At 72.1% G+C, this 25106-nt stretch carries 25 protein-coding genes, 2 tRNA genes, 1 other RNA gene and 3 pseudogenes; 18 read left to right on the top strand and 13 right to left on the bottom strand.

Going from position 1 to position 25106, the window contains the following annotated elements; all coding sequences use genetic code 11:
* Window positions 1-133 precede the first annotated feature (133 nt).
* The 4 genes from AC07DU_RS29505 to ffs form a co-directional block, all read right to left on the bottom strand.
* Window positions 134-1915: a M48 family metalloprotease gene (locus AC07DU_RS29505; protein WP_479114754.1), complete on the bottom strand. Its 1782-nt coding sequence runs from the start codon at window positions 1913-1915 to the stop codon at window positions 134-136.
* A 288-nt stretch (window positions 1916-2203) separates the two neighbouring features.
* A complete protein-coding gene (gene purD / locus AC07DU_RS29500) occupies window positions 2204-3457 on the bottom strand; it encodes a phosphoribosylamine--glycine ligase (RefSeq protein WP_479114752.1) in 1254 nt (417 codons plus the stop codon).
* A gap of 60 nt (window positions 3458-3517) precedes the next feature.
* Complete coding sequence (locus tag AC07DU_RS29495) at window positions 3518-5782, bottom strand: DNA polymerase III subunit gamma and tau (protein ID WP_479114750.1); 2265 nt, start codon at window positions 5780-5782, stop codon at window positions 3518-3520.
* Between the two features lie 64 nt (window positions 5783-5846).
* Window positions 5847-5945, bottom strand: an RNA gene (gene ffs, locus AC07DU_RS29490) — signal recognition particle sRNA small type.
* A 107-nt stretch (window positions 5946-6052) separates the two neighbouring features.
* Here ffs and AC07DU_RS29485 point away from each other — a divergent pair.
* Window positions 6053-6140, top strand: a tRNA-Ser gene (locus tag AC07DU_RS29485).
* A 57-nt stretch (window positions 6141-6197) separates the two neighbouring features.
* On the opposite strand, the pseudogene AC07DU_RS29480 reads toward AC07DU_RS29485, so the two are convergent.
* The 3 genes and pseudogenes from AC07DU_RS29480 to AC07DU_RS29470 form a co-directional block, all read right to left on the bottom strand.
* A pseudogene (locus tag AC07DU_RS29480) lies at window positions 6198-6581 on the bottom strand (PIN domain-containing protein); the annotation flags it as partial.
* 86 nt (window positions 6582-6667) lie between these two features.
* On the bottom strand, window positions 6668-6955 hold the full coding sequence (locus AC07DU_RS29475; protein ID WP_214946609.1) for a hypothetical protein: 288 nt from the start codon (window positions 6953-6955) through the stop codon (window positions 6668-6670).
* 439 nt (window positions 6956-7394) lie between these two features.
* On the bottom strand, window positions 7395-7925 hold the full coding sequence (locus AC07DU_RS29470) for a hypothetical protein (RefSeq protein ID WP_479114748.1): 531 nt from the start codon (window positions 7923-7925) through the stop codon (window positions 7395-7397).
* A gap of 16 nt (window positions 7926-7941) precedes the next feature.
* Here AC07DU_RS29470 and AC07DU_RS29465 point away from each other — a divergent pair, with 16 nt between their 5' ends.
* Window positions 7942-8205, top strand: coding sequence for a hypothetical protein (locus AC07DU_RS29465; RefSeq protein ID WP_479114746.1), 264 nt, complete (start codon window positions 7942-7944; stop codon window positions 8203-8205).
* Window positions 8206-8444: 239 nt separating this feature from the next.
* Here AC07DU_RS29465 and AC07DU_RS29460 read toward each other — a convergent pair whose 3' ends face one another.
* Window positions 8445-9257 carry a VOC family protein gene (locus AC07DU_RS29460; RefSeq protein WP_360898930.1) on the bottom strand — a complete coding sequence of 271 codons (813 nt, stop codon included), beginning with the start codon at window positions 9255-9257 and terminating at the stop codon, window positions 8445-8447.
* A 105-nt stretch (window positions 9258-9362) separates the two neighbouring features.
* Between AC07DU_RS29460 and AC07DU_RS29455 the strand changes: the two genes are divergently transcribed.
* Together AC07DU_RS29455 and AC07DU_RS29450 are read left to right on the top strand one after the other, a co-directional pair.
* Window positions 9363-9974, top strand: coding sequence for an HhH-GPD-type base excision DNA repair protein (locus tag AC07DU_RS29455; protein WP_479114744.1), 612 nt, complete (start codon window positions 9363-9365; stop codon window positions 9972-9974).
* A gap of 107 nt (window positions 9975-10081) precedes the next feature.
* Window positions 10082-10561 carry a cupin domain-containing protein gene (locus AC07DU_RS29450; protein WP_360898924.1) on the top strand — a complete coding sequence of 160 codons (480 nt, stop codon included), beginning with the start codon at window positions 10082-10084 and terminating at the stop codon, window positions 10559-10561.
* Here the strand turns inward: AC07DU_RS29450 and opcA are convergent.
* Complete coding sequence (gene opcA, locus AC07DU_RS29445; protein WP_479029169.1) at window positions 10510-11442, bottom strand: glucose-6-phosphate dehydrogenase assembly protein OpcA; 933 nt, start codon at window positions 11440-11442, stop codon at window positions 10510-10512. The genes AC07DU_RS29450 and opcA overlap by 52 nt on opposite strands.
* A 64-nt stretch (window positions 11443-11506) precedes the next feature.
* Window positions 11507-13141, bottom strand: coding sequence for a helicase HerA-like domain-containing protein (locus AC07DU_RS29440; RefSeq protein ID WP_479114742.1), 1635 nt, complete (start codon window positions 13139-13141; stop codon window positions 11507-11509).
* An 88-nt stretch (window positions 13142-13229) separates the two neighbouring features.
* On the opposite strand from AC07DU_RS29440, the gene AC07DU_RS29435 reads away from it, so the two are divergent.
* Complete coding sequence (locus AC07DU_RS29435; protein WP_030010424.1) at window positions 13230-13526, top strand: type II toxin-antitoxin system VapB family antitoxin; 297 nt, start codon at window positions 13230-13232, stop codon at window positions 13524-13526.
* A 136-nt stretch (window positions 13527-13662) separates the two neighbouring features.
* Window positions 13663-14337: a LytR C-terminal domain-containing protein gene (locus AC07DU_RS29430; protein ID WP_479029173.1), complete on the top strand. Its 675-nt coding sequence runs from the start codon at window positions 13663-13665 to the stop codon at window positions 14335-14337.
* A 35-nt stretch (window positions 14338-14372) separates the two neighbouring features.
* Here the strand turns inward: AC07DU_RS29430 and upp are convergent, their stop codons facing one another.
* A complete protein-coding gene (gene upp, locus AC07DU_RS29425) occupies window positions 14373-15008 on the bottom strand; it encodes a uracil phosphoribosyltransferase (RefSeq protein WP_030010426.1) in 636 nt (211 codons plus the stop codon).
* 210 nt (window positions 15009-15218) lie between these two features.
* On the opposite strand from upp, the gene AC07DU_RS29420 reads away from it, so the two are divergent.
* The 10 genes from AC07DU_RS29420 to AC07DU_RS29375 all read left to right on the top strand — a co-directional run bounded on the left by AC07DU_RS29420 (window position 15219) and on the right by AC07DU_RS29375 (window position 22116).
* Window positions 15219-16160, top strand: a complete 942-nt coding sequence (locus AC07DU_RS29420) for a universal stress protein (protein ID WP_479114740.1) — start codon at window positions 15219-15221, stop codon at window positions 16158-16160.
* A gap of 83 nt (window positions 16161-16243) precedes the next feature.
* A complete protein-coding gene (locus AC07DU_RS29415; RefSeq protein WP_360898908.1) occupies window positions 16244-16423 on the top strand; it encodes a hypothetical protein in 180 nt (59 codons plus the stop codon).
* A gap of 289 nt (window positions 16424-16712) precedes the next feature.
* Window positions 16713-17261 (top strand): tRNA adenosine deaminase-associated protein, encoded by a 549-nt coding sequence (locus AC07DU_RS29410; protein WP_479114738.1) that lies wholly within the window; start codon window positions 16713-16715, stop codon window positions 17259-17261.
* 65 nt (window positions 17262-17326) lie between these two features.
* Window positions 17327-17755, top strand: a complete 429-nt coding sequence (tadA, locus tag AC07DU_RS29405; RefSeq protein WP_361940049.1) for a tRNA adenosine(34) deaminase TadA — start codon at window positions 17327-17329, stop codon at window positions 17753-17755.
* 78 nt (window positions 17756-17833) lie between these two features.
* Window positions 17834-17918: transfer RNA gene (locus AC07DU_RS29400), tRNA-Ser, on the top strand.
* A 157-nt stretch (window positions 17919-18075) separates the two neighbouring features.
* Entirely contained in the window at window positions 18076-18366 is a 291-nt protein-coding gene (locus AC07DU_RS29395; protein ID WP_366866190.1) for a hypothetical protein, read from the top strand.
* Window positions 18367-18754: 388 nt separating this feature from the next.
* Window positions 18755-18916 carry a hypothetical protein gene (locus AC07DU_RS29390; protein WP_360898899.1) on the top strand — a complete coding sequence of 54 codons (162 nt, stop codon included), beginning with the start codon at window positions 18755-18757 and terminating at the stop codon, window positions 18914-18916.
* A 230-nt stretch (window positions 18917-19146) separates the two neighbouring features.
* Entirely contained in the window at window positions 19147-20169 is a 1023-nt protein-coding gene (locus AC07DU_RS29385) for an RNA polymerase sigma factor SigF (protein WP_479114735.1), read from the top strand.
* A gap of 230 nt (window positions 20170-20399) precedes the next feature.
* On the top strand, window positions 20400-21239 hold the full coding sequence (locus AC07DU_RS29380) for an RNA polymerase sigma factor SigF (protein ID WP_150518939.1): 840 nt from the start codon (window positions 20400-20402) through the stop codon (window positions 21237-21239).
* Window positions 21240-21339: 100 nt separating this feature from the next.
* Window positions 21340-22116, top strand: coding sequence for a hypothetical protein (locus AC07DU_RS29375; RefSeq protein WP_479114733.1), 777 nt, complete (start codon window positions 21340-21342; stop codon window positions 22114-22116).
* A 42-nt stretch (window positions 22117-22158) separates the two neighbouring features.
* Here AC07DU_RS29375 and AC07DU_RS29370 read toward each other — a convergent pair whose 3' ends face one another.
* On the bottom strand, window positions 22159-22398 hold the full coding sequence (locus tag AC07DU_RS29370) for a hypothetical protein (RefSeq protein WP_479114731.1): 240 nt from the start codon (window positions 22396-22398) through the stop codon (window positions 22159-22161).
* A 103-nt stretch (window positions 22399-22501) separates the two neighbouring features.
* Between AC07DU_RS29370 and AC07DU_RS29365 the strand changes: the two genes are divergently transcribed.
* Together AC07DU_RS29365 and AC07DU_RS29360 are read left to right on the top strand one after the other, a co-directional pair.
* A complete protein-coding gene (locus AC07DU_RS29365; protein ID WP_479029601.1) occupies window positions 22502-22963 on the top strand; it encodes a MarR family winged helix-turn-helix transcriptional regulator in 462 nt (153 codons plus the stop codon).
* Between the two features lie 13 nt (window positions 22964-22976).
* Window positions 22977-24599, top strand: a pseudogene (locus tag AC07DU_RS29360) (MDR family MFS transporter); the annotation flags it as partial.
* A gap of 55 nt (window positions 24600-24654) precedes the next feature.
* On the opposite strand, the pseudogene AC07DU_RS29355 reads toward AC07DU_RS29360, so the two are convergent.
* Window positions 24655-25011: pseudogene (locus AC07DU_RS29355) on the bottom strand (mannosyltransferase YkcB-related protein); the annotation flags it as partial.
* Window positions 25012-25106 lie beyond the last annotated feature (95 nt).

Raw genomic sequence — 25106 nt, 5'->3', positions numbered from 1 at the left:
ATCACATAACGCACGCAGTCCGTCACCGTTCGTCGCGAATTGACGGGAACGGAACATTCGGATCCGCTTATCTGTACGAGACGTCGCCCGTGGGCGGGCGGGGTCCGTGGCCGTTGCGGACGCGCGGGAGGGCTCAGACGAGACGGACGGGCTTCTCCGGGCGGACGCCCAGATCCGTGAGCCAGTCCCTCAGGGGCTCCGGGTTCCCGTCCTCGACCAGGCACAGCACGGGCGCCGCGAGGTCGGAGCGGCGGTCGCCGCCGACCAGCAGGACCGGCCCGTCGAGCCAGTCCAGCCCCGGTGCGGCCCCCACCGAGTCCACGGCAGCGCAGCACACCATCGCGGTGACGTGGTCGGCCAGCAGGTCCCTGCCGCTGCGCGGCGGCTGGAGCGGGAACAGCGGTACGGCGTCGGCCCCCCGGGCCTTCCCCGCCCCGGCGGCCGTGCCCGCGGCCCGCTCCTCGCGGGCCAGGTCCGCGCTGAGCCGTCCGGCCAGCGCCTCCCCCGCCCCGCCCTGGCCCGCGGGGTCCGTGAGATAGCCCAGCACCCGCTCCAGGGTGGGACCGGTGAAACCGTCCACGGTGGTCGGCGCCGGGGATCCGGTGGCCGCGACGGTGGTGGAGCCTGCGGCGGTGGGAGCCGCGTGCGTGGAGCCCGCGACGGGGGTGGAGGCCGGGGCCGGGGTGGAGCTCGGGGCCGGGGTGGCGGCCGCGGCTCCGGAAGATCCGGGCGACAGGCCCGCCGGGACGGCCAGGGCGTCGAGGGCGTCCAGCGCCGCGTGGAGCCGGGCCGCCTCCGTACGCCACTTGCGGTCCACGACCTCCTCCGGATACGCCGCCCAGTCCACCGGGGACCAGGCCGGTCCGGTCTCGGCCGGACCGCCGTGGAAGAGCCGGGCGGCCAGCAGCGAGGTCGCCTCGTCCACCGCGCCGGGCTGCTCCAGCAGGTCACAGGCGGGGCGCTCGCCGAGCCGCGAGGTGAACCCCTCGGCCAGCCGGTCCCGCCGGGACAGCTCGGTCAGCGCGGAAACCACCCCGGCGTCGAGCCGCGCCGGCCAGCGGCCCATCCGCCAGGCGGGCAGGGCGACCCGGGTCAGCAGCCGGTCCCAGCCCGCGTAGGCGAGGCCGACCTGCTCCTGGGCGACCATGCGCAGCCCGTAGTCCACATCCTGGGCGCGCTCCGAGGCGGCCCTGGCCACCCCGCGCTCCATCTCGGCCGCGTCGGTCCGGCACAGCCGCAGCAGCAGCCGGGCCGGCGGGGCGATCCAGCCGAGGCCGCGCCGGCTGCCCACGTCCACGGCCGCGTCCAGGCCCCGTACGAAACCGCGGGCATCGGCTATGTCGGGGTGCGCCGAAGGGCCCGTACCGGCGATGACCGGCGCCAGGACCGCCCGTAGCTCCGCGACCCGCATCCACCACAGGAACGGCGAGCCGATCACCAGCACGGGGGCGGCGCCCGGCTCGGACTCCGGACCGCCGGCTATGCCGCTCCGGCGGTGCGCCCCGTGGGTGCGGTCCTCCAGCCAGCTGTCGCAGTCCGGGGTCAGGGCTATCGCGGAGGGCGCCGGCACGTCCATCCGGTCGGCCAGGTCCCGCACCAGCCGGTAGAGATCGGGGGCCGCGGCCTCCGACAGCGGCACCGTCGGCGTCACGGCGGGGCTCGCTCGCAGCACCACCGCGGCGAAGGTCCCGCCGACGAGCAGGACCAGCGCGGCGACCGCGCACACCACCAGGGTCACCACCGGCCAGGGCTCACCGGCCAGCCGGCCCGTCGCCCGGGCGGCCACCAGCACCACCGCGAGGGCGGCGGGCAGCAGCCCGAAGGCCAAGGCCCTGCTGCGCACGCGCAGCACGGCCAGAGCTCGGGAACGCGCGGACGGCACGCCTGCTTCGATGATCGAACCGGTTCCGGACACGGCCGGACCTCACCCCCTCTGCCCTGCGGCGGCTTTGCTCACTCCCCCACTGTGACACCCGCCACTGACACCGCAATGCCGGTGGGCCAAGTGCCGGAATGCTTGGCATCGCACCCTAGTTGGGGCGCGCCCGGCCGTCAGGCAGACCGGGCGACGATCACCCGATGGAATGGCTTTGGGTAAAGCTGGGTGCGTTCGAACGCGGCCGGATGCACTCGCACGCGAACGCGCCCGCGGGCCCGGGCGCAGGATCTGCGCACCGGGCCCGCGGGTCTGCGGAGCCGCTGGTCAGCGGTGCTCGGCCGCCTTGGCGGCGATGTCCGTACGGTGCTGCGCGCCGTCCAGCCGGATGCGCGACACGGCCTTATACGCCTTCGTGCGGGCCTGCGCCAGATCGGATCCGGTCGCCGTCACCGACAGCACGCGGCCGCCCGCGCTGACGACCGCATCGCCCTCGCGCCGGGTCCCGGCGTGCAGCACGTACGCGTCGGGCGCGTCCTCGGCGGCCACCTCGGCCAGGCCCTCGATCGGGTCCCCGGTGCGGGGGGTCCCGGGGTAGTTGTGCGAGGCGATGACCACCGTGACGGCCGCGTCCTCGCTCCAGCGCAGCGGGGGCTCGACGTCCAGGGTGCCCTTGGCGGCGTTCAGCAGGACGCTCGCGAGCGGGGTGCGCAGCCGGGCCAGGACCACCTGGGTCTCGGGGTCGCCGAAGCGGGCGTTGAACTCGATGACCCGGGTGCCGCGGCTGGTGATCGCGAGGCCGGCGTAGAGCAGGCCGGAGAAGGGGGTGCCGCGGCGGCGGAGCTCGTCGACGGTCGGCTGGAGGACCAGCTCCATGACCTCGTCGACCAGCTTCGGATCGGCCCAGGGCAGGGGCGAGTACGCGCCCATGCCGCCGGTGTTGGGGCCCTCGTCGCCGTCCAGGGCGCGCTTGAAGTCCTGCGCGGGCTGGAGCGGGAGCACGGTGACGCCGTCGGTGATGGCGAAGAGGGAGACCTCGGGGCCGTCCAGGTACTCCTCGATGACCACGCGGTCGCAGGCCAGCGCGTGGGCGCGGGCAGCGGCCCGGTCCTCGGTGACCACGACGCCCTTGCCGGCCGCGAGACCGTCGTCCTTGACGACGTACGGGGCGCCGAAGGCGTCGAGGGCCGCATCCACCTCTTCCGGGGTGGTGCAGACGTAGCTGCGCGCGGTCGGGACCCCGGCGGCGGCCATCACGTCCTTGGCGAAGGCCTTGGAGCCTTCGAGCTGCGCCGCCTCGGCGGACGGCCCGAAGACGGGGATGCCGGCGGCGCGCACGGCGTCGCCGACCCCGGCGACCAGCGGGGCCTCCGGGCCGACCACGACCAGGTCGGCGCCGAGTTCGGTGGCGAGGCGGGCGACGGCGTCGCCGTCGAGGGGGTCGACGTCCCGGAGCTCGGCCACATCCGCGATCCCCGCGTTACCGGGGGCGCAGTACAGCGCGGAGACGTCGGGGTCGAGGGACAGAGAGCGGCACAGGGCGTGTTCGCGGGCGCCGCCGCCGATGACGAGGACCTTCACGCCATGAAGCGTAGCCCGCACTCCGGATTCCCTTTCGTGCGGCCACCCAATGAGACGGCCCTACTCGTTCGTATATTCCTCTACAACCGTGGCTCCGAGCTCGCGCACGATCAGGTCGTGTCCCGTCAGCGCGCTCTCGACGAGGTCGGGATCGTCCTCCTCCGCGAAGTCGTCCTCGGGGGCGACCGGCGGGGGCGCCTGCTGCACCTGGGGCTGCGAGGCAGGACCCGACTGATGTGGCTGCTGGGACTGATGGGGCTGCTGCGGCCGCTGGGCCTGCTGCGACTGCTGCGCCTGCTGGTACGGCGACTGCTGGTGCTGCTGCGGGGCGGCGGCCTGCGCCGACGGAGCGGCGGGCGGCGGGTTGTAGCCGGAGGCGGGCGGCGCGCCGTACGCGGAGGCCTGGGTCACGGGGGCCGGGCCGCCCCCCGCGACCACGGCGTCGATCTTCCAGTTGACCTGGAACTGCTCGGCGAGGACCGCCTTGAGGACGTCCTCGCTGCCGCTGCTGGCGAAGTTGTCGCGGGCGCCGGCATTGGGGAAGCCCAGCTGGAGCGTGGTGCCGTCGAAGCCGGTGACCTGGGCGTTCTGGCTGAGCAGGATCCAGGTGAAGCGGCGGCGGTTCTTCACGGCCTCCAGCACCGCGGGCCACATCGCCTGCACCTGCCCGGCGCCCGCGGCCATGCCGGGGGAGGGGGCGGCGCTCGCGGGGGCAGCGGCGGCTGCGGGGCCGGGGGCCGGGGCGGGCGGGCCCGCGGGGGCGCCCTGACCGGGCGCGGCCGCGCTGGGCCAGGCACCGGCGGCCGGGGGAACGGGGGCGGGAGCGGGGGCCGGGCTGGCCGGGGCCGCGGCTCCGGGCCAGGCGCCGGGCGCACCGCTCCCCGGCTGCGCCGCTCCGGGCCAGGCTCCCGGCGCGGGTCCGGTCGCGGCCGGCGCGGGGGCGGCAGGCTCGGCCGCGGGCTCGGGAGCCCGGACCGGCGCAGGGGCCGGCTCGGGCGTCCGAACCGGCTCGGGAGCCGCCACCGGCTCGGGAGCCCGTACGGCCGCACGCGCGGCGACGACGCCCCCACCGGGCCCGGCCGGCGCCATGGCATGCGCCTCGGGCCCGGGCACGTAGCCCATGGCGGGCGGTGCGGCGGGCTGCGGCGCGGGGGCGAAGGCGGCGGCCCCGCTGCGCTCCAGCCGGTCGAGCCGGGCTTGGAAGGACCGCTCGTCGTCGAAGGCGGCGGGCAGCAGCACGCGCGCGCAGATCAGCTCCAGCTGGAGCCGGGGCGAGGTCGCGCCCCGCATCTCGGTGAGGCCGGTGTTGACCAGATCGGCGGCCCGCGAGAGCTCCGCGGCCCCGAACACGGACGCCTGGGCCTGCATCCGCTCGACGACATCGGCGGGGGCGTCGATCAGCCCCTTCTCCCCGGCGTCGGGCACGGCGGCCAGGATGACCAGGTCGCGCAGCCGCTCCAGCAGGTCGGCGACGAAGCGGCGCGGGTCGTTCCCGCCCTCGACGACGCGGTCGACGACCTCGAAGGCCGCGGCCCCGTCCCCGGCGGCGAAGGCGTCGATGACGGCGTCGAGCAGGGAGCCCTCGGTGTAACCCAGCAGCGAGGTCGCCATGGCATACGTCACACCGCCTTCACCGGCGCCCGCGAGGAGCTGGTCCATGACGGACATCGAGTCACGCACGGACCCGGCGCCGGCGCGCACCACGAGCGGCAGCACGCCGTCCTCGACGGTGGCGCCCTCCCGCCCGCAGACCTCGCCCAGGTACTCCCGCAGGGTGCCGGGCGGCACCAGGCGGAAGGGGTAGTGGTGCGTCCTGGACCGGATGGTCCCGATCACCTTCTCCGGCTCGGTGGTGGCGAAGATGAACTTGAGGTGCTCCGGCGGCTCCTCGACGACCTTCAGCAGGGCGTTGAAGCCCGCCGAGGTGACCATGTGGGCCTCGTCGATGATGTAGATCTTGTAGCGGCTGGACGCCGGCCCGAAGAACGCCTTCTCGCGCAGGTCACGGGCGTCGTCCACACCACCGTGCGAGGCGGCGTCGATCTCGATGACGTCGATGGACCCCGGCCCGTTCCTGGCCAGGTCCCGGCAGGACTGGCACTCCCCGCAGGGGGTCGGGGTGGGACCCTGCTCACAGTTCAGACAGCGGGCGAGGATGCGTGCGCTGGTGGTCTTTCCACACCCTCGCGGCCCGCTGAACAGGTACGCGTGATTGACCCGGTTGTTCCGCAGGGCCTGCATCAGCGGGGCAGTGACATGCTCCTGCCCGATGACCTCGGCGAACGACTCGGGGCGATAGCGGCGGTACAGCGCAAGGGACGACACGTCTACGAGGTTATCCGGGCCCGCCGACAACGGCGGCCCGCCGAGGCCACGAAGGCCCTCCGGAACGCAAAGCGCCCCTCACGCACCCGCCAGAGCCCACTTACCCTTGCTGCCTTCCGGCCCTGGGGGAGTTGGGTGAGATAGCGCCACGTGAGGGGCTGGCCCCACCCTAGCGGATGAAGGCCCCCGGAATCGAGCCGGACCCCCACCGGGTCTCCCGCCGACGATCACGTTCGCGAGCACCCCTCAACGTCTTGTATTGTTTGCGGCGGAGGATTCGCCTAGTGGCCTAGGGCGCACGCTTGGAAAGCGTGTTGGGGGCAACCCCTCACGAGTTCGAATCTCGTATCCTCCGCCAGTGCCTCACCGGGCACTTGAAGGCCCCGACCGGGAAACCGGCCGGGGCCTTCTGCGTTCATGCCTCAAAACCGGACCGTCCCCGCGTTCCAGGCTCGATGGCCTGCCCCTCGCACTCCCAAGGGTTCAGCAGCAGTGCGCCTGATCGCGCCAGATGCTTGATGTTGCGGCTCACGAGCGTCCAGCCGTTCGCCAGGGCAGTGGCGGCGATCAGCGCATCAGGTGGATCGATGCTGGTTCCGGCATTTTTGAGCCTCCGGTGAAGAGCGAGGTAGGCAAGTGCCTCCCGCTCACCGACGGCGGCGATCCGGTCGCGGTACTGATCACGGAGGTCCGTGAGCGCCCGCTCGAAGGCCGTACGCCGCACCGGATCCGGTGTTGCGGCAATGCCTGCTTCTATCTCCGCCACCGTGATGACGCTCAGGTAGAGGGCAGGAGACGGAACCGAGCGAGCCCAGGCGACGACGGCAGGGGCAGGCTACGGCCGGGTGGTGATCTCGGCGACCACATTGGTGTCGAGCAGATAGATCACTCGCCGTCCGCCGCATCGTCATAGGACCGCTGCCCGAACTCCAGACCCTCGAACGGGGCCGCCGTAAGTCGCTCAAGGAACCCGTCGCTGCCCAGCGTCGCCCAGCGGTGAAGCATGTCAGGCAAGGCATCGATGTCGGTGTCGGCGAGCTCGGCATCGAAGTGCCCCAGCTGATGCTCGGGCAGGGACTCCCGGATCTCCCGGATCGTCCGTAGCGGATGGGACTGAGGATGCGACTCCTCGGGTCTGCGCGGCGGGAGCGGCAGATTCGGGGCAGTGCTCATGATCGGCTCCTCCACGCTGTGGTCACGGGCTCATGCCTGAAGACCACCCTAGGCCGGGCGGTCCTGGAGAGGGTCGGAAACGACCCGAATCCGAGCTTTGACGGGACTCCGTCCGCCGCGTCGCCGCCAGCTGTGTCTGGCAGCCAACCTTCGGCGTTGCATGGTCTCGGTTCGACGGCGCTCCCCCGGAGCCCTCGCTGCTCGGCCGGATGGCGCGGGTGCGACCGGCACCGCGCCGATGCTCCCGTCGTAGCCGCAGAAAGCCTTCGTCGACCGCGACTTTTACATCGAAGCCTGGTGCCACCTCCGGGCGCCGAGCGCGTCTTCGCCCTCTCCCGGATTCACGGTGTCATGAGCGTCGCACCTGAATCACTGGAATAGCCTCGGCGACGGCAGTAAGTAGCCGAGCGTGTGGGGTCTGCGTTCCCGTCGAACCGCCCTACGTCGCCGGAGCGTTCGGTGGGGTGGTCTGGTCCTGGCTGACGTAGACGTCGAGGGCCGGGAAGCAGATGGCGTTGTCCGCGCTGCAGATCTCACGGTCGCCCGGCGAAAGACCCACGGTGGGGCACTCGTACGTCAGCAGGCTCAGCGTCCGCCCGGAGGCGAAGACGGCCGTGGCGTCGCGGATCGGCCCCATGCCGGGCCCCGGCTCACCGGTCGCGGTGTAGTGGTACGGGCCGTGGCCGCCGTCCACGACGGCGAAGAAGACCGTGCGGGTTTCCGACCTGCCGGGCTGGTCGGGGTACGGCCGGCCCTTGGTCACCAGCCGGATCCCGACCCGCGCCCAGGACGTGGGCAGCGGGTTGCACGAGGTCGTCACGCCCTCGTACCGGATCACGGCGAGGCAGTAGTGCCGGTCGTCCGGCATCCAGGCGAGCTCGCCCGCGTCCGGCCCCTCGCGGTGGATCACGATGACGGAGTCGTCACCCGGGACCTGGAGATCCGGAATCCGCCGGACCGCGGCCAGCAACGGTCCGTCGGCGGCCGTGACCTTGCCGTCCCCGACTGACGCGGCCGGACCCGAGGTCGACGGCGGCTCGGGCGAGGGCGAGGGTGAGGGCGAATGGGAAGGGGAGGACGAGGACGCGGGGGGCGGGGGCGTCCAGGGCTTCGCCGGGGACGGCGCGGCCGCCGGCGACAACGGGGGCGCGGGCGGCGTCGTGCACGAGCTCACCGCCAGCATCGCCAGTCCCCATCCCGCGGCCACCCCGACCGTCCAGCGCCTCATGAAATCCGCCCCCCGCCGATAGAACTCCCGTGCCAGCGGGGCAGTCTGCCGGATCACGGGCCGCGGTGACCCGGCGGCCCACCCCCGCACATGATCGTTTCTGCGGTGAACGGGCTGCGGCATACGGGTGATCCCGGCGCCGGGGTCTGGCAAGGCGGGCCGGGCGGCCGGTATCCCTCCACCGTGGCAGTCGCCGCCCGCAGCCCCGTGCCCCTGCCGTGAACCACCGGCAGGGGCACGGACACGTCCGTCCGGGACGGCTCAGCCGAAGCTCGGCATCTCGCCGACCGTCGTCGACATGTCGATCACCGCGAAGGCCGCGCCCTGCGGGTCCGTCACCGCCGCGAAGCGGCCGAACGGGCTGTCCATCGGCCCGAAGTGCAGCTTCCCGCCGTGCTTCTTGGTCTTCTCGACCGCCTCGTCGCAGTTCGGGACGCCGAAGTAGATCTGGATGTACGAGGGGATCTGCGGCGGGAACTCCTCGCCCATCTTCATCCGGCCCAGCACCACGTTCTCGGCGCCGCCGAGGCTGAAGACCTTGAAGTCCATGCCGGCCGTCTCGGGGTCGTCGCCCGCGTCCATCTGCTGGGCGGCGTACGGGAACACCTTCGACAGGAAGTCGTCCGCCTTGTCAGGCTCCCGGGTGAAGACCTCCGCCCAGGCGTACGACCCCGCCTCGCCCATCTTCTCGAAGCCCTTGTGCTCGCCCGGCTGCCAGACGCCGAAGACCGCGCCGCTCGGCTCCTTCGCGATCAGCATCGTGCCGAAGGTGCCCACCTGCATCGGGCCCATCAGCACCTCACCGCCGGCCGACGTGACCTTCTCGGCCGTGGCCGCCGCGTCCGGCGAGGCGAAGTACAGACACCACTGCGACGGCGCGTCGGCCCCCGGCATCGGAGGGACGACGGCCGCGACGGCCTTGCCGTCGGAGTAGGCCTGCGTGTAGTTCCCGTACTCGGTGCTGGCCTCGCCGAAGGTCCAGCCCAGCACGTCGCCGTAGAAGGCCTTGGCACCCTCCACGTCCGTGAACATCGCGTCCACCCAGCACGGCGCGCCTTCGGTGAACTCCGTCATGGTCGATCGACTCCTCGGCTCGTAGCGGTTCCCGTCGTCGTAGTCACGCTAGGCGCGCGGTGTGCCGCCCGCGCGGGGAACGCACCCACGCGGGACGCTGGACCCATGGACAAGGACATCACCATCCGGCTGGCCCAGCAGCCACAGGCCGACGCGCTGCTCGGCCGGAGCCCGCTCGCCGCGCTCGTCGGGATGCTGCTGGACCAGCAGGTGCCGATGGAGTGGGCGTTCTCGGGGCCCTGGACGATCGCCCAGCGGATGGGCGCCGACGATCTGGACGCGCACGCCATCGCCGCGTACGACCCGGAGGCCTTCGCCGCGATGCTCTCCGAGAAGCCCGCCGTGCACCGCTACCCGGGGTCGATGGCGACGCGGATCCAGCAGCTGTGCGGGTACCTGGTGGAGCACTACGGCGGGGACGCCGAGGCCGTCTGGGCCGATGCCGCGAGCGGGGAGGAGCTGCTCAAGCGCCTCAAGGCGCTGCCCGGCTTCGGGGAGCAGAAGGCGAAGATCTTCCTGGCGCTGCTGGGCAAGCGGCTCGGCGTGCGGCCCGCGGGCTGGCGGGAGGCGGCGGGCGGATACGGCGAGGCGAACGTCTACCGGTCGGCCGCCGACATCACGGGCCCGGAGTCCCTGGCCAAGGTGCGGGCGCACAAACAGGAGATGAAGGCCGCGGCCAAGGCGGCGAAGGCGGCGAAGCCCGCCGGGGACTCCTGATCGCACCGCCCCGGTCCGCGGTGGGGCCGAAGCAAAGGAATTGACCGGCCGCAGAGAGGTCTCATTGACCCCTGTGGCCGGTCTATCGCGTCCATAGATTGGTGGACATGACAGAGATCGCGACCGCGACGCGCGCGGCCACCGCCGAAGCCATCCACGACGCCCCGGGCAGCCTCATCACGCTGCTCACGGACACCGCCGAACTCACCTGCAACACCGCCACCTTCGACGAGGGCGCCCACGGCGCCCCGGTGCACTTCCACACCAAGGCCACCGAGTTCTTCCACGTCACCGAGGGACAGCTCGACGTCCTCGTCGGGGAGGAGATCCAGACCCTCGGCGCCGGTGACTTCCTCGCGATCCCGCCGGGCGTCAAGCACGCCTTCGCCCCCGCCCCCGGCCACACCGCCAGTGTCTTCGTCGGCTTCACGCCCGGCATGGGCCGCTTCGACTACTACCGGCTCCTGGGCCGGGTCCACGCCGGCGAGGCCACCGTCCAGGACATCAAGGACAGTTCATCGGCCTACGACAACCACTACGCCGAGAGCGGGGCCTGGAGCGGCCGTCGCCGCAGCGCGGAGCCGTAGACCACGTCCGCGTCGAGGCGGCGCAGTTCCTCCGCGATCAGTTCGGCGCCGCTGCGGATCTTCAGGGCCACCTTGCGGTCGGGGCTTCCCGGCAGGGACAGGGTCGCCAGCACGCCCGCGGGCCGGTCCACCCGGATCTCCCCGGCCGTGGTCCGCAGGCTGACCCCGGTGATCACCGGTCCGTCGGTCGCCACCCGGTCCACCGGGACCCCCAGCCGGTCCTCCAGCCAGCGCGCCAGCAGCTCGGCGCTCGCGTTCTCCGGCTCGCTCTCCACCGCCGCGCCGGTCACCGGCAGCGGCTTCTGGTCCAGGGCGGCGGCTAGCAGGGCCCGCCACGGCGTGAGCCGGGTCCACGCCAGGTCGGTGTCTCCGGGCTGGTACCCCGCGGCCCGCCCGTCGAGCACGCCGACCGGGTCGAACGCGGCGGCCGCGTCCGTGATCCGGCGCTGGGCGAGCGCGCCCAGCGGGTCCCGCGCCAGGTCGGCGGGGGCGTCGGCCGGCCACCACGCCACCACGGGCGCGTCCGGCACGAGCAGGGGCAGGACGACCGACCCGGCCTGCTCGGTCAGCGCCCCGTGCAGGCGCAGCAGCACGATCTCCCCCGTGCCGGCGTCCGAGCCGACCCGCAGCTCGGCGTCCACCCGGCTCGCGCGGAGCTTGTGCTGGCCGCGCGAGGTCCGCTTGATCACCGCGATGATCCGGCAGGGGTGCTCGCGCGAGGCCTCGGAGGCCGCGCGTACGGCGTCGTAGGCGTTCTCCTCGTCGGTGACCACGACGAGGGTCAGCACCAGCCCCATGGTGGGGCTGCCGATGGCCCGGCGCGCTTCGAGCAGGGCCCGGTTGACTTTGCTGGACGTGGTGTCGGTGAGTTCGGTCCGCATGTACCGAGTCTGTCAGCGCGCGCCCCGGCCGCGTCACCCCGGCCGGGTTCTTCCGGCCACGGTCTCAGCGGCGCTTGCGCGCCGTCCCGAAGATCGAGCGCGAGATCTCCCGGCCCACCTGGGTCCCGATCGACCGGGCCAGCGAGCGGAACAGTCCGCTCCCCATCACCTGCTCCGCCAGCGAGGGCTCCGGCTTCGGGGCGCCGCGCGCGGCCGTCGCCGCCTCCTTCGCCGCTTCCCGCTCCGCTTCCTTGGCCTGCGCCTTGGCCCGTTTCTCGGCCTCGGAGGCCGCCGCGGCGGCCTCCGCCCGCGCCTCGGCCGCGGCCTGCTCGGCGGTGATCTTCTCGTGCGCCGACTCCCGGTCGACCGGCTCGGCGTAGCGGGCGTAGAGCGGCGAGGAGGTCACAGCCCGGTCCAGGGCCGCCGACTCGACCGGCCCCATCAGCGACTGCGGGGCGCGCAGCCTGGTCACCGCGACCGGGGTCGGGGCGCCGTTCTCGCTGAGCACGGTGACGACGGCCTCGCCGGTCCCCAGCCCGGTGAGCAGCTCCTCCAGGTCGTAATCGGAGTGCGGGAAGGTCCTCACGGTCGCCTTCAGCGCCTTGGCGTCGTCGGGGGTGAAGGCGCGCAGCGCGTGCTGCACCCGGTTGCCGAGCTGGGCGAGCACGTCCGCCGGTACGTCCTTGGGCGTCTGGGTCACGAAGAAGACGCCGACGCCCTTGGAGCGGATGAGCCGCACCGTCTGGGTGAGGGACGCGAGGAAGGCCTTCGAGGCCCCGTTGAAGAGCAGGTGCGCCTCGTCGAAGAAGAAGACGAGCTTGGGCCGCTCCACGTCGCCGACCTCCGGCAGGTCGTGGTAGAGGTCGGCCAGCAGCCACATCAGGAAGGTGGAGAAGAGCTGCGGCTTGTCCTGGACCGCCGCGAGCTCCAGTACGGAGACCGTGCCGCGCCCGTCGGCGGCCGTACGGAGGAACTCGCCGGTGTCGAACTCCGGTTCGCCGAAGAACTCCGCGGCGCCCTGCTGCTCGAAGGTGGTCAGCGCCCGCAGGATCACCCCGGCCGTCACCGTGGACAGTCCGCCGATGCCCTTGAGCTCGGCCTTCCCCTCGTCGGAGACGAGGAAGGCGACGACCGCGCGCAGGTCCTTGAGGTCGATCAGCTCCAAGCCCTTGGTGTCGGCGTAGTGGAAGATCAGGCCGAGGGACTGCTCCTGGGTCTGGTTGAGCTGGAGCACCTTCGACATCAGCACCGGGCCGAAGCTGGTGACCGTGGAGCGGACGGGGATTCCGGGGCCGATCCCGCCGAGCGCGTAGAACTCGCTCGGGTATCCGGTGGGCTCCCACGTCTGGGCGACGTCCCGGGCCCGTTCGGCGGTCTTCGGGTGGGCGGCGCCGGGCACGGAGATCCCCGAGACGTCCCCCTTGACGTCCGCGAGGAAGACCGGGACGCCCGCGGTCGAAAGCTGCTCGGCGATGAGCTGGAGGGTCTTGGTCTTGCCCGTACCGGTGGCGCCGGCGACCAGCCCGTGGCGGTTGAGCATGGACAGCGGGATGCGGATCTGGTGATCGGGCAGGCAGTCCCCGTCCCAGAGCAGTGCCCCGAGGTCGAGCGCGGGACCCGTGAAGGCGTACCCGGCGATGATCTTCCCGGCCGGTCCTGTCTGGTCCGCCGGGGTGGCGGGGGCGCTGCTCTCGCTCATGGATCACTCCCCAAATAGCACTGTTCGACACTTTTGCACCGCCGCTGCGAGGCTGCGCCCGCAGGCACGGGCCCGGTAGGCTTTCCGTGTGATCTTCAAGCGCATCGGAAGCGGACGGCCGTACCCCGACCACGGCAGGGAAACCACCCGGCAGTGGGCGGACGTCGCGCCGCGCCCGGTCCGGCTCGACCAGCTCGTGACGACCAAGGGACAGCTGGACCTCGAAACGCTGCTCGCCGAGGACTCCACCTTCTACGGCGACCTGTTCGCCCATGTCGTGAAGTGGCGGGGCGACCTGTACCTGGAGGACGGACTGCACCGCGCCGTGCGCGCCGCGCTCCAGCAGCGCCAGGTGCTGCACGCGCGCGTCCTCGAAATGGACTGACCCGCTTCTCGCAGGGGCCGGCCCGCCTCGCCGAGCCACTGGCCCGCTTCGCGTGGATTGCGCCTTTCGGGTCTCCATTGACCTATCAGCAGATCATTTAGTAGGCATCGCCACCAGGCGGCACTACGCTGCGCCCATGAGCATGCTCACTCCCCCCGGCATGGGCGGAAAGTACCGCGTCACGGGAGCGGCCTACCCCCGCATGAGCCGTAAGCGGAGCCGTCGTCGGATCGTCCTCGCCGTGCTCGGCTCGGTCCTCGCGCTCGCCCTGGTCGGCTACGGGGCGCTGCAGCTCATCGACGTGTTCCAGGGCGACAGTCCCAAGCGGAAGACGGCTGCGGGTTCCAAGGACTGCCCGACCACGTCTTCGAAGGCGGCCGCCAAGGGCGGCGCCGAGGCCGCCTCCAGCGCCTCGGCCCCGGCCACACCGGCCGTCGTGCTCCCCGAGCCCGCCTCGATCACGGTCAACGTCTACAACGCGACGCCGCGCGCGGGCCTGGCCAAGGCCGTCGGTGACGAGCTGGCCAAGCGCGGCTTCGTCATCGGCAACGTGGGCAACGCCCCGGCCGACTTCGACAAGAAGGTCCCCGGCACCGGGATACTGCTGGGCTCCCCCACGACCGACAAGGCCGCGTACTCCGTACTGGGCACCCAGCTCGGCGGCACCACCCAGCAGACCGACGCCCGCGAGGGCGCGGACATCGACCTGATCCTGGGTGACGCCTTCAAGGAGCTCAGTACGAAGGAGGACGCGGACAAGGCGCTGGCCGTCCTGGCCCACCCCGTGCCCGCGCCCGCCAAGAACTGCTGAAGCGCCGGACCGGCGCCGCCCGGGCGCCGGACGGTTTATTCGGCCGACCCGTACATCCGGTCGCCCGCGTCGCCCAGGCCCGGCACGATGTAGCCGTGCTCGTTGAGCCGCTCGTCCACCGCGGCCGTCACCACCGTCACCGGCGTGCCCGCCAGCTCGCGCTCCATGATCTCGACGCCCTCGGGCGCGGCCAGCAGCACCACGGCCGTGACGTCGTCGGCGCCGCGCTTGATCAGCTCCTGGATGGCCGCGACGAGCGTGCCGCCCGTGGCGAGCATGGGGTCGACGACGTAGACCTGCCGGCCGGAGAGGTCCTCGGGCATGCGCGTCGCGTACGTGGAGGCCTCCAGGGTCTCCTCGTTGCGGACCATGCCCAGGAAGCCCACCTCGGCGGTCGGCAGCAGCCGCACCATGCCGTCGAGCATGCCGAGACCGGCGCGCAGGATCGGCACGACCAGCGGGCGCGGGTGGGAGAGCTTCACACCGGTGGTCGGGGCGACCGGCGTCTCGATGTCGGCCTGCTCGGTGCGCACGTCGCGGGTGGCCTCGTACGCCAGCAGGGTCACGAGCTCGTCGGCCAGCCGCCGGAAGGTGGCCGAGTCGGTGCGCTTGTCGCGCAGGGTGGTGAGTTTGTGCGCCACCAAGGGGTGATCGACGACCTGCAAACGCACAACATCCTCCAAAACTCAGCCTGCGACCTGCAAAAACGGCCGCACGACGCGACCTGCACCCAAAAGGCTACGCGCTGACGGGGCCCCTTCGCGTCCGAAGCGGCGGCCACGCCACCGCGGCCCCTGCCGCGCGCCGCACTGCGGCGCGCGCCGGGAACTGCGCTGCGGCCTGCGGATGCGGCCCGCCCGCACGCCCAGCACGCTGGACCCATGGGCAACGCACCGGTGATCGCAGCCGTCGACGGATCCGAACAGAGCCTCAAGGCCCTGGAGTGGGCCAGGGCGGCCGCCCTCCGGCACGGTACGGGGCTCATGGTCGCCCATGTCCTGCCCGACCACGCCCAGTTGTACGCCGGACGCCGCTCGGCCCTGCATCACGCCTCGGAGCCGGAGGAGTTCGCCGATCCGGTGGCCGACCGGGTCCGGGCCCTGCTCGGCGACCGCGACGAACTGCCCGAGGGCATCCAGTACGAGTCGCTGGAGGGCTCCGTCCCCGAGGCCCTGCGCGTGATCGGGGTGGAGGCCCTGATGCTGGTGATGGGCTCCCGGGGGCGCGGGGACCTCGCCAGCCTGCTGCTCGGCTCGAACAGCCGGGCCGTGGCGACCACGGCGCCCTGCCCGGTGGTGGTGGTCCCGCACGCGGAGCGGAAGGTGCCCGACGCCGCCTCGGAGCAGTCCGCGGGGAAGGTGGTGCTCGGGCTGCACGCCGCCGAGACGCCCGACGACGTACTGGCCTTCGCGTTCAGCGAGGCGGCCGTGCGGGGGACCACCGTCCAGGTGGTCTCGGCCTACTCCGTCCCGCCCGCGCCGACCATGGTCATCGACAGCCCCTTCGCGGTGATCCCGCCGGAGGGCCTGGCGGACGGCGGGGACGGCGTACCGGCCGAACGCGAGATGCTGCGGTCCCAGACGGAGCGGCTCGCGCCGTTCCGCGCGCGCCACCCGGACGTCCCGGTCGAGCAGGCCGCCGTACCGGGCGACCCGGCGGGCCGGCTGGTCACGGCCTCCCGGTCGGCGGCGCTGGTCGTGGTGGGCCGCCACCACCCGCGGCGCACCGCCATGTCCCTGCTGATCGGCTCGGTGGCGAACGCGGTACTGCAGCACGCGCACGGCCCGGTCGCCGTCGTCCCGACCCTCACGGACGACGTCTGACCTGCGAAGGGGTGGCATCAAACGGGCTGTCCGGGGGAAGGTGGGTGCAAGGGGGGACGACCGACCAGCCAGGGTGGTGGCCGATGCCCGACACCGAGCCGAGCGACGATACGCCGGAGACCCCGGCGCAGCGCCGAGCACGCCGCGCGCAGTTCCTGCGCGACCTGATGGAGGCGCGCGAGCTCCGCGACCGCGTCCAGCCCCGCCGCGCCCGCGCGGCCCGCATGCGCCAGCAGATGCGCATGCGCACCTTCCGCTGGTAGCGCCTGCTCGCTGGTAGGACCTGCCGCTGGTAGCACCTGATGCCCCGCCGCGCTTCAGGGGTGCAGCCGCCGCCTCGGCGCCGACACGCCCACGCCCCCACACCCCGTACGGCCCCCGCCACGGCAGGCAGCGGCACGCCACCGCGCCGAAGACCTCTCGCAAAGCCGCCGTTTCTGCCACGATGCCGATTGGGCGGGGTACGGACGGCGAGCAGCACGGCCGCCGAACCCCAACCTCCGGCCGGGGGGACCTCCAACCGGCACGCCTAAGACCAGTGGGAGAGTCACGGTGTACTTCGCCGCACTGCTCGCGCGCACCGAAGACGGGTGGGAAGCGAGCGACATGGAACTCGACGACGTCGAGTCCCTCAGTGATCTGATCGATCTCGCCCGTTCCGCCGCTGTCGACGACGACACGGTGGTCGCCCTCATCGAGCAGGAGGACGCCTGGTTCGGCGTCGTCCGCGTGGACGGCGAGGAGGACCCGCGGTACTTCGTATCGAACGCCTCCGCGGCCGCCCGCAGCTCCTACGGCTCGATGCTGACCAAAGAGCTGCTGGGCAGCGACGAGGAGGAGGACGAACTCGACGAGCTGGACCTGGACGGCACCGAGGACGGCGAAGAGGACGCCGTCGCCGTCTACACGGACGAGGACGCCGACGAGGACGCGGTGGGCGGGACCGGTGCGGAGCCGGTGCCGGCCGGTCCGCTCGGCGACCCCCGCCTGCTGGACGACCTCGGGGTGACCCACAAACAACTGATGGCCCTCGACGGGGACGCCCTCTCGGAGATCGCCGAGTCCCTCGGCGCCACCGAGGTCCTGGAGGCCGTTCGCTAGTGACCCCCCTGCACGACCCGCTCACCACCGGTCCCGATCCCGTACGGGACCCGTGGCGGGACTCCATGCGCCTGGCGCTCCAGGAGGCCGCCCGGGCGGTGCCGGCCGGCGATGTGCCGGTCGGCGCCGTCGTGCTCGGCCCGGACGGGAACGTCCTCGCCACCGGGTACAACGAACGCGAGGCGACCGGCGACCCGACGGGGCACGCCGAGGTGGTGGCGCTGCGCCGGGCCGCCGCCGCACTCGGGGAATGGCGGCTCGCGGGGTGCACCCTGGTCGTGACCCTGGAACCGTGCGTGATGTGCGCGGGCGCGCTCGTGCAGTCCCGCGTCGCCCGGGTCGTCTACGGCGCGGACGACGAGAAGGCGGGCGCGGCCGGGTCGCTGTGGGACCTCGTACGGGACCGCAGGCTCAACCACCGCCCCGAAGTGATCCGCGGCGTCCTCGCCGAGGAGTGCGCCCGGCAGCTGACCGACTTCTTCCGCGACCTCTGAAGCCTCTGGACGGGGATTCCGCACGCGCGGCGGACACCGATTTCAGAGCATGCCGCTCCGTAGGCTAGGATCCATCTCGGTAGTGTGTCCGAGTGGCCGAAGGAGCTCGCCTCGAAAGCGAGTATGGGGCAACCCATCGGGGGTTCAAATCCCTCCACTACCGCTCCGATCGAGAGCCCCACCCGCGAGGGTGGGGCTCTCGTCGTATGAGGGTCTCGTCGTATGAGGTCTCCTCGTACGCGCACCGGGCGGGCCCTGCGCCGCGCCCTGTCCGGAGTACGGCGGGCGTGACCGCCCGCCCCCTCGGCCGTTGTCACGGCATGACCAAGACCCAGCGCATGCTCGCCGCCTTCGCCCTCGCGGGGGCCGCCGCGGGCCTCGCCGCACCCGCCGCCTCGGCTTCCCCGATCGCCCCCCTCACCCTCCCGGACCTGCCGGTGCCGGCGCAGGGGATGCCGGCGGGGGCCCAGCCCGCCTCGGTCCAGGAGATCGGCTCGAAGCTCAGCGAGGGCGCGAACCAGCTCAACGCGCTCATGGAGCTGCCCAACCAACTGGCGCCCGTGATCGCCCCCGTACAGCCCCTCACGGACCTGGCCGGCGGCATCGAGTAGGCCGATGGGGCCGAGTAGGCCGAGTGGCCCCGAGAACGCGCACGCGAAGGAGGCCCCGACCCGGGTCGGGGCCTCCTTCGCGTGGGACGGGGGAAGTGGCGTCGGGGGGACGAAGCCACTTCCCCCGATGAGGACGAGACCTGCTCGTCCGCGCCGCAGGCAGGGGGAGCCCGCGGCGCGGACCCCGCAGTGAGGTCCTGTCCCTCACCCACCGGTTTCCTGCCAGAGCCGGTGGGCTCCCCTCCATCCTGCGTCCTCCGCGACCGCGGCCCGGCGGCAAAGGGCCCGGATCGGTGGGTCATTGGTCCTTAAAGGAAAGGTGAGTGTCCGATCCTGACCGGTTAGACTCACCCGACTTGCAAGGACCGGTTGGGGAGGCCGCCCGCTCGTGGACACCAAGAAACTCATCACGGGTGCCCTCACCGTGTTCGTCCTCTTTGTGATCATCACTCAGCCGAAGCGAGCCGCCGAGCTCGTGGAAATAGGCTTCCAGGGGATATCGGATGCCGCGTCCGGTATCGGCGAGTTCATGACCGAACTGGTGCGCTGAACCCGTACGCTGAAGCGGTTCCCGGACTTCCGGCCCCCCACTCCGACGGGTGGGGGGCTTTTTGCATACCCATCATTGGCCATATTGCCCTGATATGCCCAACTTGCCCTCAACACGGCGATATACGGTGCTTGCACACAGTGCACATCTCTTGTGATGCTATGACCGCTTTTGACGGATGAGTTGACTGAAGGGGTGGCGTGACCGTGCCGGCCAGTACTGCGCCTCAAGTGCCACCCCAGCAGGACCCCCAAGTAGCGCCCCCACCGGAGCCCCGCCAGGAACTCCGCCAGGAACTCCGCCAGGAACTCCGCCAGGAACCCCGCCCGGAGTCCAGTCAGGAGTCCAGTCCGGAGTCCAGTCAAGAGCCCCGGCACGACGCCCTCCCGGAATCGCGTCACGAGTCCGGCCCGCAACCCCACCCGGAACCCCCTCAGGAGCCCCGCCAGGAGCCGCCCGAGGAGCCCCCGGCGCCCCCCAGACCCCCGAGCCGGGGCGCGGACACCCGGGCCCTGACCCAGGTCCTCTTCGGGCAGCTGAAGGGCCTGGATCCCGGCACCAGCGAGCACACCCGGGTGCGCGGAGCCCTCATCGAGGCCAACCTCCCGCTCGTCCGGTACGCGGCCGCCCGCTTCCGCAGCCGCAACGAGCCGATGGAGGACGTGGTCCAGGTCGGCACCATCGGGCTGATCAACGCGATCGACCGGTTCGACCCGGACCGCGGCGTGCAGTTCCCCACCTTCGCGATGCCGACCGTCGTCGGCGAGATCAAGCGGTACTTCCGCGACAACGTCCGCACCGTCCACGTGCCGCGCCGCCTCCACGAGCTGTGGGTGCAGGTCAACGCCGCCACCGAGGACCTCACCACCCTCCACGGCCGCACCCCGGCCACCTCCGAGATCGCCGAGCGGCTGCGCATCACCGAGGACGAGGTGCTCTCCTGCATCGAGGCCGGGCGGAGCTACCACGCCACCTCACTGGAGGCCGCCCAGGAGGGTGACGGCATGCCCGGGCTGCTGGACCGCCTCGGCTACGAGGACCCGGAGCTGGCCGGGGTCGAACACCGCGACCTCGTCCGCCACCTCCTCGTACAACTGCCCGAACGTGAACAGCGGATCCTGCTCCTGCGGTACTACAACAACCTGACGCAGTCCCAGATCAGCGCCGAGCTCGGCGTCTCCCAGATGCACGTCTCCCGACTCCTCGCCCGGAGTTTCGCCCGACTGAGATCCGCAAACAGGATCGAGGCGTAACCGTAACGAGTGGAGATCATCCACACGTTTCCCGACAGAACGGGCTGGTCCCCTTCTGACCTCTTCTGTCGCTGGAGATATATGTCGACTTGGCGCTACAGCGTGTTGCCGACATGTGACATTCTGCTGGAACCGCGTTTGCCGCAGCCCCGCCTCCGGTATTCAGGTGGAGGCTGCGTTCCTCCGACGGGCGCGCCGCACGCGACCGTCCGCGACCTCAAGGGGGTGGCATGTCCGTAGACCAGGGCAGCTCCAAGGTGCTCACGCTCGTCAAGAGCCCGGCACCGGCCGTGTCCGACCGCTCGGAAGCCATCGACACCCGCACCCTGTCCCGCTCCCTCTTCCAGCGACTTGCCGCCCTGGACGCGGACAGCCCCGACCGGGTGTACGTACGCGACACCCTGATCGAGCTGAACCTGCCCTTGGTCAGGTACGCCGCCGCCCGGTTCCGCAGCCGCAACGAGCCGATGGAGGACATCGTCCAGGTCGGCACGATCGGCCTGATCAAGGCGATCGACCGGTTCGACTGCGAACGCGGAGTCGAATTCCCGACGTTCGCGATGCCGACCGTCGTGGGCGAGATCAAACGATTCTTTCGGGACACCTCCTGGTCCGTCCGCGTCCCGCGCCGGCTCCAGGAGCTGCGCCTCGCGCTGACGAAGGCCAGTGACGAGCTCGCCCAGAAACTGGACCGCTCGCCGACCGTGCCGGAGCTCGCCGCCGTGCTCGGGGTCTCGGAGGAGGACGTGGTCGACGGTCTCGCCGTCGGCAACGCCTACACCGCCTCCTCGCTCGACTCGCCCTCCCCCGAGGACGAGGGCGGCGAGGGATCCCTCGCGGACCGCCTCGGCTACGAGGACACCGCGCTCGAAGGCGTCGAGTACCGCGAGTCGCTGAAGCCGCTGCTCGCCAAACTCCCGCCCCGGGAACGGCAGATCATCATGCTCCGGTTCTTCGCGAACATGACGCAGTCGCAGATCGGCGAGGAGGTCGGCATCTCCCAGATGCACGTCTCCCGGCTGCTGACCCGCACCCTGGCGCAACTGCGCGTAGGCCTCATCGGCGAGTGACCGGGGAGGGACCGCGGACTGGCCGAGGCCTGACCGGGGGCTGACCGAGGGCGGGCGCCACGCGCTTCCCAATTGACGCTCCGTCAGGAAAACTGGCGCGATGCTGATGCGCAAGGGATCGCGAGGGCCCTCGCGGGCGGCCACCCTGCTCGCCCTGTCCTGCACGGCCGCCGTCGGCCTCACCGGCTGCGGCGGCCCGGCACGGGACGGCTACGTCGCCGTGGGCGCCGCGGCCCCGGGCCCCGAACGGGGGGCCGGGGAGAACGTGGCCCCCCAGGGGCAGGTGGAGTTCCAGCAGCTCGGCGGCCCGTCCGCGGCGGGCGGATCCTCCGCGTCATCCGGTACGTCGGCCAGTCCCCCCGGATCCCCGACCCCAGGGGGCTCCGCACCGGGCGGAGCGACGACCACCGCCCCCGGCGGCTCCGACCCCACCCGCGGCACCCCGCCCGGGCCGGGTTCACCCACCACCGCACCCGGCACCCCGCCCGGGCCGGCCGGCCCGTCGGGCGGGTCGACGAAGCCGGGCACGACGACTCCGCCGGCCCCGCCGCCCGCGACGACCCCGGCGACCCCGGCGAAGCTGACGCTGTCCACGCCGGTCAGGACGGCCGCGGCCGACCGCTGGTGCGAGCGGGTGACCGTCACCTTCACCAACACCGGCACGACCGCGGCGCGTTCGGGCACGGTCAGCTTCGCGACGCACGTCATCGGCGCCCTCGGCGTGGACTGGGCCACCCTCACCACGACCCAGCCCCTGCCCGCGCCCATCGCGGGGGGAACCGCGCGCACCCAGACCTACACGGTGTGCGTGGAGGCGTGGCGGGTGCCGCTGGGCATGCACGTGGACACCCAGCGGGTCACCGCCACCTGGAGCTAGCGGGGTGTTTCGCGGGTCAGGCGGTCAGTGCGGGTCAGGCGGTCAGTGCAGGACCACCCAGGCCGCCGCGCCGATCACGAGGACCAGCGCGATGATCAGCCCCAGCTTCGTGGTCTGCTTCGAGGGCGCGGACTGCCCCTGCTGCGCGCGGCGCTGCTGGCGGGATCCCGGGCCCGCCTGCCTGGCCGGTGCGGCCTCCTCGACGAAAGCCCGGAACATCTGAGTGCTGCCCGCGGGGTCGTAGTTGCCCTCGGGGCCCTGTGAGTTGTGGTTCGCAGCCATGGAGCAGGACCCTAGCCGGTTTTGGCATTCCTTTACCGCCCCACCCCCCGGATTCATTTGCCTGTAGCAACCATTCGCTTCTATGGTTGCCCTAAGCAACTAGATGAAGGGTCCTCGGGTGACCGTGCAGACGAAGCCGACGGCTGGGACCACCCCGACCCCGCACGAGGAGCTGGCCCGCCAGCTCCTCGGCATCGGCGCGGTCAAGCGCGGGCTCGCCGGCCACCTGCCCCCCGACTGCCCGCCCGGCGCCGCCGCCGTCCTCACCGTGCTCGACCGGCACGGCGAGATGCGGCTGAGCCGGCTGGCCGAGTTCATGGCCGTCGACATCTCGGTGACCAGTCGGCACGTCACGCACGTCGCCGACCGCGGCTGGATCGCGCGCGAGACCGACCCGGGGGACGGGCGCTGCCGGATCCTGCGGCTCACCCCGGCCGGACGGGCGCTGCTCACCGAGCTCGGCGCGCGGTACACGGCCGCGGTGGAAAGAGCCCTCCACGACTGGTCCGCCCAGGACATCGACGTACTCAACACCCTGCTGGCCCGGCTTCGATCGAGCTTCTAGACGAAGGAAAGACATGGCCCCGTCGGATACGACGACCGACCCCACGTCCGACACCCCACGCGACACGTCCGGCACCACGGCCGTGGCCATGACCCACTCGCAGATCATGAAGGCGCTGTCCGGGCTGATGCTCGGCATGTTCGTGGCGATCCTGTCCTCCACGATCGTCTCCAACGCCCTCCCCCAGATCATCAGCGACCTCGGCGGCACCCAGTCCTCGTACACCTGGGTCGTCACGGCGGCCCTGCTCTCGATGACGGCGGCCACCCCGCTGTGGGGCAAGCTGTCCGACCTCTTCAGCAAGAAGCTACTGGTCCAGATATCCCTGGTGATCTACGTCCTCGGCTCCGTGGTCGCGGGCATGTCCCAGAACACCGGCACGCTCATCGCCTGCCGCGTGGTCCAGGGCATCGGCGTCGGTGGCCTGTCCGCCCTCGCCCAGATCGTCATGGCCGCGATGATCTCCCCGCGCGAGCGCGGCCGGTACAGCGGTTACCTCGGCGCGGTCTTCGCCGTCGCCACCGTCGGCGGCCCCCTGCTCGGCGGTGTCATCACGGACACCGAGTGGCTGGGCTGGCGCTGGTGCTTCTACGTCGGCGTGCCCTTCGCGATCATCGCGCTGATCGTCCTCCAGAAGACGCTCCGCCTCCCGGTCGTCCGCCGCGACGTCAAGGTCGACTGGCTCGGCGCCTTCCTGATCAGCGGGGCGGTCTCGCTGCTGCTGATCTGGGTCACGCAGGCCGGGGACTCGTACGCGTGGATCTCCTGGCAGACCTGGGCGATGACGGGCGGCGCGGTGGCGCTCGGCCTGCTCTTCGTCCTCGTCGAGTCCCGCGCGAGCGACCCGATCATCCCGCTGCGGCTGTTCCGCAACAGGACCATCACCCTCGCGTCGGCGGCTTCCCTGTTCGTGGGCATCGCGATGTTCTCAGGGACCGTGTTTTTCAGCCAGTTCTTCCAGTTGGCCCGCGGCGAGTCCCCCACGATGTCCGGAATCCTCACGATTCCGATGATCGGCGGGCTCTTCGTCTCCTCCACCGTTTCCGGTCAGGTGATCACCAAGACCGGTAAGTGGAAGGCCTGGCTCGTCTCGGGCGGCGTGCTGCTGACGGCGGGACTCGGACTGCTGGGCACGCTGCGCCACGACACCCCGTACTGGCAGATCGCGCTCTCCATGGTCCTGACCGGCCTCGGGCTCGGCATGATGATGCAGAACCTGGTCCTGGCCACCCAGAACCAGGTGGCCCCCGAGGACCTGGGCGCGGCCAGCTCGGTCGTCACCTTCTTCCGCTCGCTCGGTGGCGCCATGGGCGTCTCCGCGCTGGGCGCGGTCATGGCCACCCGGGTCACGCAGTACGTCAAGGACGGGCTGGCCGCACTCGGCCCGAAGGCCGCGGCCATGGGCCACGGCGGCACCGCCGGGGGCGGGATCCCGGACCTCGACAAGCTGCCCGCGCCGTTCCGTGAGGTCGTCGAGGCCGCGTACGGGCACGGCGTCGGCGACGTCTTCCTCTACGCCGCCCCCTTCTCGCTCCTCGGGCTGGTGCTGGTGCTGTTCATCAAGGAGGTCGCGCTGAAGTCCAAGCCCGCGGCCCACGCCCCGGCGGCGGCCTCCGCCGAGGCGGAGACCGCGGCCGCCGGGGCTCGGCTGAAGGGCTAGGACGGAGCGGACGGGCAAGGTCCCCTGTTGATCAGGACGTGGGCGCGGTCAGGTCGTAGAAGGCCGCACCGCCCACCGTCCTGGCCGTGAAGGTCGCCTTGACCCAGCTCTCGATCCGGCTGCTGGTGCCACCGCCCGGGCCGCCGCGGGCTGCGCCCTCGGGCCCTGCGGCGGCGCCGCCGCTCTGCGCGATGAAGTAGTGGATCCTCCCTTCCCGCACGTACTCCTGGAACTGCTCCAGGGTCGGCGAGGGGTCGCTGCCGTTGAAGCCGCCGAGCGGCATGACGGGCTCGCCGGAGGCCAGTTGGTAGCTCGCCGCGTTCTGCGAACCGACCGCGGCCGCCGCCCAGGTGTACGTGCCCGCGCCGGCCCGCAGGGCCGCCTTAGACGCCGTTTCATTTGGCGAGTCGGCGATGGCAGATGAGGGCTGCGGCTATGCCGACGAAGGCGAGGAAGTGTTCAGCCTTGCGCTCGTAGCGGCGG

The sequence above is a fragment of the Streptomyces sp. NPDC045695 genome, assembly GCF_056432025.1.
Note: the sequence above shows the minus strand (reverse complement) of the source record. Positions and strands in the feature narration are given on the sequence as shown.

What these genes read in the sequence shown, in the direction of transcription:
- AC07DU_RS29395 (WP_366866190.1), top strand. Translation starts at nt 18,076, where the DNA reads ATGACCAAGACCCAGCGCATGCTCGCCGCCTTCGCCCTCGCGGGGGCC.
- AC07DU_RS29430 (WP_479029173.1), top strand. Translation starts at nt 13,663, where the DNA reads ATGAGCATGCTCACTCCCCCCGGCATGGGCGGAAAGTACCGCGTCACG.
- AC07DU_RS29420 (WP_479114740.1), top strand. Translation starts at nt 15,219, where the DNA reads ATGGGCAACGCACCGGTGATCGCAGCCGTCGACGGATCCGAACAGAGC.
- AC07DU_RS29370 (WP_479114731.1), bottom strand. Translation starts at nt 22,398, where the DNA reads ATGGCTGCGAACCACAACTCACAGGGCCCCGAGGGCAACTACGACCCC.
- opcA (WP_479029169.1), bottom strand. Translation starts at nt 11,442, where the DNA reads ATGCGGACCGAACTCACCGACACCACGTCCAGCAAAGTCAACCGGGCC.
- AC07DU_RS29440 (WP_479114742.1), bottom strand. Translation starts at nt 13,141, where the DNA reads ATGAGCGAGAGCAGCGCCCCCGCCACCCCGGCGGACCAGACAGGACCG.
- AC07DU_RS29475 (WP_214946609.1), bottom strand. Translation starts at nt 6,955, where the DNA reads ATGAGCACTGCCCCGAATCTGCCGCTCCCGCCGCGCAGACCCGAGGAG.
- AC07DU_RS29375 (WP_479114733.1), top strand. Translation starts at nt 21,340, where the DNA reads ATGCTGATGCGCAAGGGATCGCGAGGGCCCTCGCGGGCGGCCACCCTG.
- AC07DU_RS29450 (WP_360898924.1), top strand. Translation starts at nt 10,082, where the DNA reads ATGACAGAGATCGCGACCGCGACGCGCGCGGCCACCGCCGAAGCCATC.
- AC07DU_RS29415 (WP_360898908.1), top strand. Translation starts at nt 16,244, where the DNA reads ATGCCCGACACCGAGCCGAGCGACGATACGCCGGAGACCCCGGCGCAG.
- AC07DU_RS29365 (WP_479029601.1), top strand. Translation starts at nt 22,502, where the DNA reads ATGAAGGGTCCTCGGGTGACCGTGCAGACGAAGCCGACGGCTGGGACC.
- AC07DU_RS29460 (WP_360898930.1), bottom strand. Translation starts at nt 9,257, where the DNA reads ATGACGGAGTTCACCGAAGGCGCGCCGTGCTGGGTGGACGCGATGTTC.
- AC07DU_RS29380 (WP_150518939.1), top strand. Translation starts at nt 20,400, where the DNA reads ATGTCCGTAGACCAGGGCAGCTCCAAGGTGCTCACGCTCGTCAAGAGC.
- AC07DU_RS29455 (WP_479114744.1), top strand. Translation starts at nt 9,363, where the DNA reads ATGGACAAGGACATCACCATCCGGCTGGCCCAGCAGCCACAGGCCGAC.
- tadA (WP_361940049.1), top strand. Translation starts at nt 17,327, where the DNA reads ATGCGCCTGGCGCTCCAGGAGGCCGCCCGGGCGGTGCCGGCCGGCGAT.